Annotated in this window: 12 protein-coding genes, 1 other RNA gene and 2 pseudogenes; 8 read left to right on the forward strand and 7 right to left on the reverse strand. The window is 57.2% G+C overall.

Annotated features, from left to right (window positions below; genetic code table 11):
- Positions 1-63: 63 nt before the first annotated feature.
- Together ALTER154_RS16370 and ALTER154_RS16375 are read left to right on the forward strand one after the other, a co-directional pair.
- Entirely contained in the window at positions 64-990 is a 927-nt protein-coding gene (locus tag ALTER154_RS16370) for an AraC family transcriptional regulator (RefSeq protein WP_160088584.1), read from the forward strand.
- Positions 991-1,334: 344 nt separating this feature from the next.
- Positions 1,335-1,547 (forward strand): cold-shock protein, encoded by a 213-nt coding sequence (locus ALTER154_RS16375; protein ID WP_069516724.1) that lies wholly within the window; start codon positions 1,335-1,337, stop codon positions 1,545-1,547.
- 75 nt (positions 1,548-1,622) lie between these two features.
- Here the strand turns inward: ALTER154_RS16375 and ALTER154_RS16380 are convergent, their stop codons facing one another.
- From ALTER154_RS16380 to dnaX, 4 genes are all read right to left on the reverse strand, one after another.
- On the reverse strand, positions 1,623-2,771 hold the full coding sequence (locus ALTER154_RS16380; protein WP_160088586.1) for an acyl-CoA dehydrogenase family protein: 1,149 nt from the start codon (positions 2,769-2,771) through the stop codon (positions 1,623-1,625).
- A 107-nt stretch (positions 2,772-2,878) separates the two neighbouring features.
- A complete protein-coding gene (recR, locus tag ALTER154_RS16385) occupies positions 2,879-3,478 on the reverse strand; it encodes a recombination mediator RecR (RefSeq protein WP_160088588.1) in 600 nt (199 codons plus the stop codon).
- Between the two features lie 140 nt (positions 3,479-3,618).
- Complete coding sequence (locus ALTER154_RS16390; RefSeq protein ID WP_090385942.1) at positions 3,619-3,945, reverse strand: YbaB/EbfC family nucleoid-associated protein; 327 nt, start codon at positions 3,943-3,945, stop codon at positions 3,619-3,621.
- A gap of 18 nt (positions 3,946-3,963) precedes the next feature.
- The gene (gene dnaX, locus ALTER154_RS16395) at positions 3,964-6,051 is read right to left on the reverse strand and encodes a DNA polymerase III subunit gamma/tau (RefSeq protein WP_160088590.1); all 2,088 of its coding nucleotides are present in this window, start codon (positions 6,049-6,051) and stop codon (positions 3,964-3,966) included.
- A gap of 461 nt (positions 6,052-6,512) precedes the next feature.
- On the opposite strand from dnaX, the gene ALTER154_RS16400 reads away from it, so the two are divergent.
- Together ALTER154_RS16400 and ALTER154_RS16405 are read left to right on the forward strand one after the other, a co-directional pair.
- Positions 6,513-6,734 (forward strand): hypothetical protein, encoded by a 222-nt coding sequence (locus ALTER154_RS16400; RefSeq protein WP_090256116.1) that lies wholly within the window; start codon positions 6,513-6,515, stop codon positions 6,732-6,734.
- Positions 6,735-6,804: 70 nt separating this feature from the next.
- Complete coding sequence (locus ALTER154_RS16405) at positions 6,805-7,092, forward strand: DUF3509 domain-containing protein (RefSeq protein WP_160088592.1); 288 nt, start codon at positions 6,805-6,807, stop codon at positions 7,090-7,092.
- Between the two features lie 483 nt (positions 7,093-7,575).
- Here the strand turns inward: ALTER154_RS16405 and ffs are convergent.
- The 3 genes and pseudogenes from ffs to ALTER154_RS21360 all read right to left on the reverse strand — a co-directional run.
- An RNA gene (gene ffs / locus ALTER154_RS16410) (signal recognition particle sRNA small type) lies at positions 7,576-7,672 on the reverse strand.
- A 104-nt stretch (positions 7,673-7,776) separates the two neighbouring features.
- Positions 7,777-8,481 carry a methyl-accepting chemotaxis protein gene (locus ALTER154_RS21355; RefSeq protein WP_372239960.1) on the reverse strand — a complete coding sequence of 235 codons (705 nt, stop codon included), beginning with the start codon at positions 8,479-8,481 and terminating at the stop codon, positions 7,777-7,779.
- 153 nt (positions 8,482-8,634) lie between these two features.
- Positions 8,635-9,411, reverse strand: a pseudogene (locus ALTER154_RS21360) (MCP four helix bundle domain-containing protein); the annotation flags it as partial.
- A gap of 144 nt (positions 9,412-9,555) precedes the next feature.
- Between ALTER154_RS21360 and ALTER154_RS16420 the strand changes: the two are divergent.
- The 4 genes and pseudogenes from ALTER154_RS16420 to ALTER154_RS16435 form a co-directional block, all read left to right on the forward strand.
- The gene (locus ALTER154_RS16420) at positions 9,556-9,834 is read left to right on the forward strand and encodes an HU family DNA-binding protein (RefSeq protein WP_160088596.1); all 279 of its coding nucleotides are present in this window, start codon (positions 9,556-9,558) and stop codon (positions 9,832-9,834) included.
- A gap of 231 nt (positions 9,835-10,065) precedes the next feature.
- Positions 10,066-10,596, forward strand: a pseudogene (locus ALTER154_RS16425) (acyl-CoA dehydrogenase family protein); the annotation flags it as partial.
- An 18-nt stretch (positions 10,597-10,614) separates the two neighbouring features.
- Entirely contained in the window at positions 10,615-12,222 is a 1,608-nt protein-coding gene (locus ALTER154_RS16430; RefSeq protein WP_160088598.1) for a carboxyl transferase domain-containing protein, read from the forward strand.
- A 36-nt stretch (positions 12,223-12,258) separates the two neighbouring features.
- Positions 12,259-12,629: enoyl-CoA hydratase-related protein (locus ALTER154_RS16435; RefSeq protein ID WP_178126367.1), on the forward strand; the 371-nt coding region annotated here is incomplete at its 3' end.
- Between the last annotated feature and the right edge of the window lie 48 nt (positions 12,630-12,677).

The raw sequence follows: 12,677 nt of genomic DNA on the forward strand, positions 1-12,677 counted from the left end.
GTACAACGCAGACTTGCCTGAAAAACCGGGATAACCTGCAAGCCAGCAGCAGGAGCCACGCCCATGACATCGTCCTTCAGCCCCTTAGTCCTCGACGACAACCTGGCGCTACGCCAAGCCGAACTGGCCGAGCTGATCCAGCGCCAGTGCCCGGCTGATGGCTTGCATAGCAGCGCCATTGCCGGCCTCGATCTGGCCTGCGCGACGCAGCCCAGCCTGCCCATACCGACGCTGTACCGGCCATGCCTATGCATCATTGCCCAGGGCCGCAAGGATGTGCGCCTCGGCGTTGAGCAGTACACCTACGACCCGCTGAACTACCTGGTGGCCTCCGTCACCCTGCCGGTTACCGGCCAGGTGATAGGCGCAACCCCCGAGCAGCCTTACCTGAGCTTGCGCCTGGATATTGATCCGGCGTTGATCACCAGCCTGATCGCCGACATCGGCCCCATCGGCGTACCTAATCCTGGGCCACGTCGGGCGCTGTATCTGGATCGCCTGGATACTCAATTGCTCGACGCGGTATTGCGCCTACTACGGCTGCTGGAAACCCCGCGCGATATCGCCATGCTTGCACCGCTGGCTCTGCGCGAGATTTTCTACCGCCTGTTGCACAGCCCCCAGGGCCATCGCCTGCACGAAATCGCCATCGCCGACAGCCAGGGCCAGCGCATCAACCGTGCGATCGAATGGCTGAACCTGCATTTCGACCAGCCCCTGCGCATCGAGGACCTGGCCCGTGAGGTCAACCTCAGCACCTCGACCCTGCACCACCGTTTCAAAGCCGTCACCGCCCTCAGCCCCCTGCAGTACCAAAAACAATTACGCCTGCAGGAAGCGCGGCGTCTGATGCTCTGCGAAGGGCTGGAAGCGGCTTCAGCCAGTTACCGCGTCGGCTATGAAAGCCCGTCGCAGTTCAGCCGCGAATACAGCCGCCTGTTCGGCGCGCCACCATTGCGCGACCTGGCTCGCTTGCGCAGCTCGGCATAGCAGAGCTAAAAAATCTCTGACAGCAGCCCGAAAAAAACGCCCCGACGCTTTTCAAGAGCACCGGGGCGTTTTACTCGGGGCCAAGTTAGCGCTTAAGCAGGCAGAACTGGCCAAAACTCATTATCGGCAACAACATCAGGCAGACGCCAAAACGCCCTGCAGCCCAAGCTAAAGGCGACTTTTCAGCGTATGAGCTGAGAAAAATATGAATAATTAACGTTAAACCCAACACTTCCTGTGAAAACGGCCTATTATGGCTGAGCTGACTTGTAGTTATCAGCAAAACCGCATAGGTGCTATGAGCACTCTGGCACCGCACTTCGTATCGAATTAAGAGACACACCATGGCAAATCGCGAAACTGGCACCGTCAAATGGTTCAACGATGAGAAAGGCTTCGGCTTCATTACCCCAACTAATGGCGGCGATGACCTCTTCGTTCACTTTAAAGCCATCCAAAGCGACGGTTTCAAAAGCCTGAAAGAAGGCCAGACTGTTACCTACGTGGCCGCTCGCGGTCAGAAAGGTATGCAAGCTGAAGAGGTACAGGTGGCCTAAGCCCCTGTCCTGCTTTAAAACAAACCCCGCGCTCGCGGGGTTTGTTTTATCTGGCGGTTGTAAAACCTGCCTTATCTATAAGCCCATCTGCTTGCTGATGATCTCGTTCATGATTTCACGCGAGCCACCACCAATCGACAGAATGCGGTTATCACGGTAAAGCCGCTCCACCAGGCTTTCGCGCATATACCCCATACCCCCCATGATCTGCACCGCATCGTAGGTCAGTCGATCGGCAATATCAGTGGCAAAATTCTTGGCCATGGATATCTCCTTGATCACGCTTTTACTTGCCGCCATCTTCGCCGCTTGCCGATAGGTAAAGTCGCGCGACACTTCAAGCTGGGTCGCCATCTCCGCAAGACGATGCTTGAGCACCTGGAACTTGCCAATAGGTTTACCGAACGCCTCGCGCTCCTTGGCCCACTTCATCGACTCTTCAAGTGCCAGCTGCGCCGTCATATTGGCCATGATCGCCAGCGATAGCCGCTCGCTCTGGAAATTGGCCATGATGCAGGCAAAGCCCATGTTCTCGGCGCCGATCAGATTGCCTACCGGCACCCTGCAATCATCGAAGAACAACTCCGCCGTATCCGATGCCCACCAGCCCATCTTCTTCAGCTTGCGCCCTACGGTGAAGCCAGGCGTGCCCTTCTCCACCAGCAACAGGCTGACACCACCAAAACCATCACCTCCGGTGCGCACGGCAACCGTGTAGTAATCCGCGCGCACGCCGCTGGTGATAAAGGTTTTACTGCCGCTAACGCGGTAGAAATCGCCATCCCGTACCGCACGGGTTTTCAGATTAGCCACATCCGAGCCACCGGACGGCTCAGTCACCGCCAGCGCCATGATTTTTTCACCGGCCAGGACCTGCGGCACGATGCGCTCGCGCAGCTCCGGCTTGGCCCACTTCACCACAGGCGGCAAACCAATATCCAGGGACCCGAGCCCCGCCACCAAGCCGCCAGAGCCTGAGCGCATCAACTCCTCGCTGGCCGCGACCTTGGCAAAGACATCACCCTCATGGCTGCCACCAAACGTTTCCGGGTAGCCAATACCGAGAATCCCCGCAGCCCCCGCCTTGAGGTAGAGCTCGCGAGGAAACTCCTCGGCTTCTTCCCAATCATTGATGTGCGGCAGAATTTCGCGCTCGACAAAGCGCCTGACAGAATCACGCACCAACTGGTGGGATTCATCGAAATATTCCTGGAAGACAGACATGAGGTATTCCCACTGAGGTTTCAGGGAAATTACCAAGCGCTTGCTTGGTTTACAAGAAGAGGATTACGCCATGCGCAAGGGCAATCAAGCCGCCTGCCACCAGGAACCTACAGCTGGATAGGCCTACGCCCAGCAATCGAATGCGCCAGGGTGCCACCGTCCACTAACTCCAGTTCGCCGCCCAGCGGCATGCCATGGGCAATGCGCGAGGCAATCAGGCCTTTGCCTGCCAACAGCTGGGCGATGTAATGCGCCGTGGCCTCGCCTTCCACTGTCGGATTAGTTGCCAGAATCACCTCGGTGAAACTGCCTGCAGTGATCCGCGCTAGCAACTCTGGGATACCAATCGCCTCCGGACCAAGACCGTCGAGCGGCGACAGGTGACCCTTGAGCACAAAGTAGCGCCCGCGAAACCCGGTGTGCTCAACCGCATAAACATCCATCGGCCCCTCAACCACGCACAGCAGACTGTCATCGCGCCGCGGATCCAGGCACAGCTGGCATACGTCATCTTCACTTAGGCTCCGGCATTGCTTGCAATGCCCAACCCCTTCCATCGCTTGCGTAAGCGCCTGAGCCAAGCGCAGTGCACCCGAACGATCCCGCTCAAGCATCTGCAAAGCCATACGCTGAGCAGTTTTCTGCCCAACGCCGGGAAGAATGCGCAGGGAATCGATTAGGTGGCGGATCAGCGGACTGAAACTCATGGAAGATACTCGATGACGACTAATGCTTACCTACAACCCTACAGAGTTACTGAGTCCTTGCAGGTCAAGGCCCATGCAGGCGTGGGCTGAGGATACCCACGCCTGTTTGCAGCGCAGACAAGTACGCAGACCGGATGCGTTTAGAACGGCATTTTGAAGCCCGGTGGCAGCTGCATACCCGCAGTCATACCTGACATCTTGTCCTGGCTGTTCTGCTCTACTTTGCGCACGGCATCGTTGACCGCAGCGGCGATCAGGTCTTCAAGGATTTCCTTATCTTCCTGCATCAAGCTGTCATCCAAGCTGACACGTTTAACATCGTGACGCCCAGTCATGACCACGCTGACCAGCCCTGCACCGGATTGACCGGTTACTTCGGCGTTTGCCAGCTCTTCCTGCATCTTCTGCATTTTTTCCTGCATTTGCTGAGCCTGCTTCATCAGGCCGGCCATGCCACCTTTCATCATGGTGTAAGTCCTCGGTAATTAGGGGTTAACGGGAGTATCTAGGGGTTCAATGCTGTCCGCGCGGATAACCGCGGCAAACTGTTGAATCATTTGTTGAATAACCGGGTCCTGATGGATCGAGGCCTCGGCCTCGCGCTGGCGATTGGCGCGCTTACTTGCCGCTGCCTGCGCCGGCGTTTCCTGCTCAGGCTTGCATAACTCGATCAACACCTTGAGCTCACGCCCGTGAAACTGATTGAGGGCTTCATTAAGGCGCCGCTGCTGGGTCGGGTTGAACAACGCCGAATGCGCAGGATCCAGGTGCAGCAACCAGTTATCACCTTCAACACTGATCAGTGTGCAGTTAGCCCCTATGCTGCCGGTCATGCCGGACAAGCCAAGCTTCGGGAACAACTCTAACCAGTCTGCCGCCAGCCCGGTTGCGGGTTGGGCAGCCGGCAACACTTCCGGCTCGATCGGCGCAGCGTGCTCGACAGCGTCAAAATCATAATCAAACGATTCGGCGTCCATTTCGACATAGTCGTAGTCGCCCAACGGGGGCTCATCGTCATCCGTATCAACCTGCGGCACGGACTCTGCCAGTTGCGACTCCTGTTCTGCAGGCGGCATCACTTCAGCAATCACTTCGGGGGCATTAATGGCGACAGGCTCAACCACCTCAGCAACCGGCGCCTGAACCGGCTCTTCCCAGGGTAGATCAACAACTACTACAGGTGCAGGTGCAGGTGCAGGTGCAGGTGCAGGTGCAGGTGCACTCTCGACCGGCGAAGGCTGCGATGCAACCACATCGTTAATCTGAGGCTCGACTTGCATATTCAGTACATCAGCAGCCGATACCTCAGGCACTGCCATAGGCGTTACATCAGCAACAAGAAGAACAGGTAGCGGTGCATTAGACGCGGCAACAGGAATACTGGCCGGTGCTGCAATTGCAGCACCGGCCACTGGGTTGGTCGCGGGATCAGCAGTGGCCTGGCTAATCCCCAGCGGCTTTAGCGCCACCCTCGGCGCATCATGGGTATCCGCCGGGCGGAAGGCCAACATGCGCAACAAAACCATCTCGAAGCCACTGCGCGGTTCAGGAGACAACGGCAGATCGCGGCGCCCGATCAAGCCCATCTGATAATAGAACTGCACGTCTTCGCTGGGCAGAACCCGAGCCAACTCAAGCACGCGCTCGCGATCACCTTGACCGTTATCCACCGCCTCGGGCAGGGCCTGGGCTATGGCTACTCGGTGCAGCACATTGAGCATCTCGGACAGCACGCCATTCCAGTCAGGCCCCTGCTCAGCCAGATGACGCACAGCCTCAATCAAAGCGCGCGCATCGCCCTCCAGCAGGGCGTGCAGTACACCGTAGACCTGGCCATGGTCGAGGGTGCCAAGCATGGCGCGCACATCGGCGGCCAGCACCTTACCCTCACCAAAGGCAATAGCCTGATCGGTCAGACTCATGGCATCGCGCATCGAACCGTCGGCCGCGCGCCCGAGCAACCAGAGCGCGTCATTTTCGAACGGGATATTTTCCGCAGCCAGGACATGGGTGAGGTGATCGACCACCCGCTCCGGTGGCATGTTCTTCAGTGAAAACTGCAGGCAGCGCGACAACACCGTGACTGGCAGCTTCTGCGGATCCGTGGTCGCCAGGAGGAATTTGACGTGGGGGGGCGGCTCTTCCAGGGTCTTCAGCAATGCGTTGAAAGAGCTCGTGGAAAGCATGTGCACTTCGTCGATCAGGTAGACCTTGAAGCGTCCACGGCTCGGCGAATACTGCACGTTGTCGAGCAACTCGCGGGTGTCTTCGACCTTGGTACGGCTGGCGGCATCGACTTCGATCAGGTCGATAAAACGCCCCTCATCGATCTCTTTGCAAATCGAACAGACTCCGCAAGGCGTCGAACTGATGCCGGTCTCGCAATTCAGGCACTTGGCAATAATCCGCGCAATCGTCGTCTTGCCCACACCACGGGTGCCCGTGAACAAATAGGCATGGTGCAGTCGTTGGCTATCGAGCGCATTGATCAGCGCCTTGAGCACATGCGTCTGGCCAACCATTTCGTTGAACGAGCGCGGACGCCACTTGCGTGCAAGAACCTGATAACTCATCGAAACCCGTCACGAGAGGAAAGCAAAAGTGGGGCTAATCCTAACGGAGCATGGGGCAAATTGCATCCGATGCGCAGCCCACAAATGGCCAGTCTGCAGCATTGCCTGCAAATAAACTGGCGAAAAATTAACCAGACGGGTATCATCGCCCAGTTAGTACCACGCTGTAAGTCAATCAGGCCTTTTGGCCCCCTCGATGGTTTCCAGGTAAGAGCGCATCACCCACGGGTAATGCCGCACAGCTCTAACCCATATCCCAACCTGCTGACTGATCTGGCCGTCCCGCGCAAGCGCTGACTCAAGCCCGCCTCCGACGTACCGACCCGCACTCCGTAACCATTATGGGAACTTGTGCGCGCAGTCCAGCTCCTATCTGCACATGCGATCGACACATTAAGTCGACAGCCTGGAGCTTTATTTAGCGCAATGACGCGCCCGCTGTTTTAGGAAACACCCAAAAAATGAACACTCAACACCAAATTCAGGATGCCATTCGCACCCTCTCCAGTGCATTTGCACCGTTTGATTGCCGCATCCTGGCTGCTCGCAAAGGCAGTTTCAGCTTCACTATCGTCAACGATGCCGGCATCGCCAAGCACAGCCAGCGCCTCTACCCCGGCCAGTACAGTGGCGCGCACCTGGAACAAGTCATCGAGCGCGCTCGGCAGTCACTGACTGCTTGATTAGCAAGATTCACGAACCATCGAGCATCTCAGGGGTCAGAAGTGATCACCCTCTGGATGGAGCATGGTCATGGACAAGATTAACCGCGAACTCGTTGAACAACTGTTTACCCCGCTGCGCGCCATATTCAGCCCTCCCCGCCCAGACGGTGGGGTTGTGCTCTCTTTGCTGGATGCAAACGAAGCCACTGCATACAGCCGTGTGCTGAGCGCAGCCCAACTGACCGACACGCAAGCGTTCGCTCAAAGCCTTGAAGATATTCGCCTAGAGCTTGCAATGCGCTCGGGCAGCATTCCTGCAGACATGCGTAAAGCATTAAAGGAACAGGACAGCGTGCTTAGCTACCACACACACTAAAAGCTCTTTGTGCCTTACTTTCAGTAGGGCCTCCAACGCCTGCATTACCGGGGCCCTCTGAGTGGTTTCAGGAAGCGGTGCAAATGGAGCCGCAGCCAAAGACTCCAATTGCTGCTGACGCAACCATGAAGCCCAGATAGCGAGCCTTTTCCCTCCAGACTCCCACTCGCCACGCAGGCGCCCAACCGACGGCTTAATGCCTTGGAATGCTTCGGTGAAAAGCCGCTGAACTTGCAGCAAAAGCTCGCGCCCACGGATCAACGCTTCGCGCCTACAGCGGGCCTGGGGAAAACGCCGAATTTCCCTGCGATGAAACAACGGACAAAAGACGTCAAGCACCACAGATCGGATGTAATAGACCGATTGGAGTGAAAATAGAAGATAAGAAGGGATGCTGGACATTGGTTGTATCACCCCTTGTACCACCGCGTGGTTTGGAGTGAGAAACCTTTACGAATCAACCAGTTTAGTAACTGGAGGCAACCCCACCAGCCACACCTCGGCACACAATGTCACCGCTGCGGCTGCTCCCTTCCAGGCCTGACCGGGTTCACGGCTGATCGTTGCGAGGGGACCGGCAGGGCCACCATAACGCAGCTCGACTGAAGCGAGCCGCGCCATTGTACTGGCTTGAGTTGAAGTTACAACCGTTTCAAGCACTTAGACCATTAAAATGCACGTGACTTAGACACGAAACCGACCAACCAGCTTACTCAAACCATGCGACAACTCAGATAGTCGCTGACTGGCTTCTGCACTCTGCTCAGAGGTTTGAGCCGCCTCATTCGACAGGTCTCGAATGTCACTGATGTTGCGCGCAATCTCTTCAGTAACACTGCTCTGCTCTTCACAGGCAGTAGCGATTTGTGCAGTCATATCATTGATGCGCTGAACAGAATTACTGGTATCAGTCAGCGCCTGATCCACCCCAGCTGCCTGCTCAACACTTTGCCTTGCCTTACTGCTCCCGGAGTGGGTGGCCTTAACCGCATTCTGCACGCCGATTTGAAGGCGCTCGATCATTACCTGGATGTCCTTAGTAGACTCCTGCGTACGCGCCGCTAATGCACGCACCTCATCAGCAACAACCGCAAAACCGCGCCCCTGCTCTCCAGCGCGCGCAGCTTCTATGGCCGCATTGAGGGCTAACAAGTTGGTTTGCTCTGCAATACCTCGAATAACAGCCAATACAGCACCGATATTTGATGCCTCTTGCTCAAGCGCCTGAATGGTCAACGACGCACTTTCCACCTCTTGCGCGAGCTGGCGAATTGAGTTGATCGTGGCGCCGACCACTTGTGCACCCTCGCGTGACTGAACCTCCGCACCACGCGCAGCATCAGCTGCATTTTGCGCATTACGCGCTACTTCATTCACGGCTGAGCTCATCTCGGTTGCAGCTGTGCTGACCTGATCGACTGCAGCATGCTCACTACTAATCAACCGATCATTGGCTGCAGCTAATCCAGCAAGATTCTGCGCAGAGCTTTCAACCTCTCCGGTAACCCTTCCAACCTCTTTGATTAGCGGTTGTAATTTATCAAGGAATCGATTGAACGCGTGACTCAGCTTACCGAGTTCATCACTCGACAAGACATCCAGGCGCACTCGGAGATCACCATCGCCATCAGCAATCTGCTCGATACGATTCAAAAGTTTGTGCAGCGGCCCAGTGACCAGAATTGGAAAGCCCACCACCAGCACCAGACAGACACCTAAACCGATAGCAATAATGACACCCTGCTGCCAGCTTAATGTCTCGCCCAATCTGATAGCAGCAAGCCCTTCAGCATTAGCCGCTGCATCATCCATTTCACCCAGCTTATCAATAGCTGTACGCATCGATTCAAACTGTTCTTCACTGCCGCCAAAACTTAACTCGCTGGCAGCTTGGGGGTCACTGGTTGCTAACTGCAGTACCTTTTGAGATGTGGCCTTCCATTGCTCGAAACCCTTATCAAACTCTGCAACCAATTGCATCGCCTCTCGACCCGGCTGCATATCTGCGAATTTATGTACGCGCTCGTAAGCCTGCTGGATATTTTCTGAGTGCGATGCAGTCAAAGCCTCAGCATGCGCTCCCGCCCCCTCATCAAGTAAGCTGCGCTCAGCAACAAAGGCTTGATAAAGATCGCGATCGGCATTTAGAAGCAGGCTGATACCTGGCAAAAAACGATTAGTCAGTTTCGTGCTTGAATCTGCAACCTGGGTAATGCCCCGCATTCCCAAGGCGCCCATCGAAACCAACAAAATCGCCAGCAACATAATCGGTAGCGCAATCTTCCAACGAAACCCTAAATTCGCGAAGGCACGAAGCATGCTGGTTCTCCAAGAGAATTGCCAAGTAGCATCAGCATAGACTACTGGCGCTAGATCGGATAAAAGCGCCAGTTTCACTTCAACGGCCTATGCCGCACCGCGATACGATCTAAACCGCTATCTATACAACCAAGGAGTAGAACCATGGCTATAACCAAAGAACAGCTAATCAGCGACATTGCCGAGGCCATAGACACACCGAAAAGCACCGTGCGCGCAGCACTGGAACAGTTAAGTGAAATTGTTAGCGACGCACTGGAGAACAGTGACGAAATCACGCTACCGGGTATCGGTAAGCTAAAAGTGAGTGAGCGCCCCGCTCGCACCGGCCGCAACCCTCAAACGGGACAAACCTTACAAATCGCAGCAAAGAAAGTCGTTAAGTTTGTACCGGCAAAAGCGTTGAGTGCCGCCATCAATTGAAGGGCCAGGTGCGCTCAAAGAGCGCACCTTGAGTTTCGTAAATATTGCTCATGACCGTACGCCCTGTTTAGTTGCCTATCAAAGGCTGAGCTGGGCATGTTTTGTTTTCGCGGCATAAAGTAAAACCCCCGACCGTTTTCACGATCGGGGGTTTTGGTATAGGTGCTTGACGATGACCTACTCTCACATGGGGAAACCCCACACTACCATCGGCGATGCATCGTTTCACTATCCAACACCTGCGAACTGGTGTTCGAGGATTGTGAAGTACCAGAAGAGAACATCCTCGGCGTCGAAGGCGGCGGTGTGCGCGTACTGATGAGTGGCCTGGACTACGAGCGCACCGTGCTCTCCGGCGGCCCGACCGGGATCATGACTGCCTGCATGGATGTGGTGCTGCCCTACGTGCACGAACGCCAGCAGTTCAAGCAATCGATCGGCGAATTCCAGCTGGTGCAGGGCAAGCTGGCCGACATGTATGCCGGCATGAACGCATCCAAGTCCTACCTGTACAACGTGGCCAAGGCCTGCGACCGCGGCGAGGAATCGCGCAAGGACGCCGCCGCAGTGATCCTCTACACAGCAGAAATGGCCACCAAGATGGCCCTGGATACCATCCAGCTGTTGGGCGGCAACGGCTACACCAACGAATACCCGGCCGGCCGCCTGCTGCGCGACGCCAAGCTCTACGAGATCGGTGCCGGCACCAGCGAAATCCGCCGGATGCTGATAGGCCGCGAGCTGTTCAACGAAACCAAATAGCCTGACGGAGCGCGCCAGATGGCCATTCTGCACACCCAGATCAACACCCGTTCACCGGAGTTCGCCGCCAATCACGCGGCGATGCTCACCCAGGTCAACGACCTGCGCGCCCTGCTCGCCCGCGTTCACGAAGGCGGCGGCGCCAAGGCCCAGGAACGCCACACCTCGCGCGGTAAGTTGCTGCCGCGTGAACGGATCAACCGCCTGCTGGATATCGGCTCGCCGTTCCTCGAAATCGGTCAGCTGGCCGCCCACGAGGTGTACGGCGAAGAAGTGCCGGCGGCGGGCGTGGTGGCCGGTATCGGCCGGGTCGAGGGTGTGGAATGCATGATCGTGGCCAACGACGCCACGGTAAAAGGCGGCAGCTACTACCCGCTGACGGTGAAAAAGCACCTGCGTGCGCAGACCATCGCCCAGCAGAACCGCCTGCCGTGTATCTATCTGGTGGATTCCGGCGGCGCTAACCTGCCGCGCCAGGATGAAGTATTCCCGGACCGCGAGCACTTCGGGCGGATCTTCTTTAACCAGGCCAATATGTCGGCCATGGGCATCCCGCAGATCGCCGTGGTCATGGGCTCCTGCACCGCTGGTGGCGCCTATGTGCCGGCTATGGCGGATGAGGCGATCATGGTGCGCAATCAAGCCACCATCTTCCTCGCCGGCCCGCCGCTGGTAAAAGCCGCCACCGGTGAGGTGGTCAGCGCCGAAGACCTTGGCGGTGCCGATGTGCACTGCAAAACTTCAGGCGTGGCTGACCACTACGCCGATAACGACGAACACGCCCTGGCCCTTGCCCGGCGCAGCATCAGCAATCTGAACTGGCGCAAGCTCGGCGTGCTCAATAACCGTACGCCGATCAATCCGCTGTACAACTGCGAAGAGCTGTACGGGGTGATTCCGGCAGACGCCAAGCAGCCCTTCGATGTGCGTGAAGTAATCGCCCGCACCGTCGATGGCAGCGTATTCGATGAGTTCAAAGCGCTGTTTGGCGCAACCCTGGTGTGCGGTTTTGCGCATATCCACGGCTATCCGGTGGCGATCCTCGCCAATAACGGCATCCTGTTCGCCGAATCCGCACAAAAAGGCGCGCACTTTATCGAGCTGGCCTGCCAGCGCGGCATTCCTTTGCTGTTCCTGCAGAACATCACCGGCTTTATGGTCGGTCAGAAGTACGAAGCCGGCGGCATCGCCAAACACGGCGCCAAGCTGGTAAACGCCGTGGCCTGCGCCAAGGTGCCGAAATTCACCGTGATCATCGGCGGCAGCTTCGGCGCCGGTAACTACGGCATGTGTGGCCGCGCCTACGATCCACGTTTTCTGTGGATGTGGCCGAATGCGCGCATCGGCGTGATGGGCGCCGAACAGGCCGCTGGCGTGCTGGTGCAGGTCAAACACGAGCAGGCCGCCCGCGCCGGGCAGAGCTTTTCCGCCGAGGATGAAGCCAAGCTCAAGCAGCCGATCCTCGAACAGTATGAGCGCCAGGGCCACCCTTACTATTCCAGCGCCCGCCTGTGGGATGACGGCGTTATCGACCCGGCGCAAACCCGCGACATCTTGGGCCTGGCGCTGTCCGCCAGCCTTAACGCGCCAATCGAGCCGACCACCTTCGGCGTGTTCCGCATGTAAGGCAACGCCCTGCCCCGGATTCTAGAGCGACAGACCATGACCAATTTCAGCACCCTCGAACTGCAAACAGACCCACGCGGCTTTGCCACTCTCTGGCTCAACCGTGCGGAGAAGAACAACGCATTTAACGCCGAAATGATCCGCGAGCTGATTCTCGCCCTCGACGCGGTAATGGCCGACAAAAGCCTGCGCTTCCTACTGCTGCGCGGCCGTGGCAAGCACTTTTCCGCCGGCGCGGATCTGGCCTGGATGCAGCACGCGGCGACCCTGGACTATAACGCCAACCTGGCTGATTCGCGTGAGCTGGCCGAGCTGATGCACAACCTGTATCAGCTGAAGATCCCGACCTTGGCCGTGGTGCAAGGCGCGGCCTTTGGCGGGGCGCTGGGTTTGATCAGCTGCTGCGANTGCTTTGCAAGCCCTTTTTAAATCTAACTTCTTGTTTTATAAGAAGT

Source organism: Pseudomonas sp. 9AZ, assembly GCF_902506525.1.
Lineage (GTDB): Bacteria > Pseudomonadota > Gammaproteobacteria > Pseudomonadales > Pseudomonadaceae > Aquipseudomonas > Aquipseudomonas peli.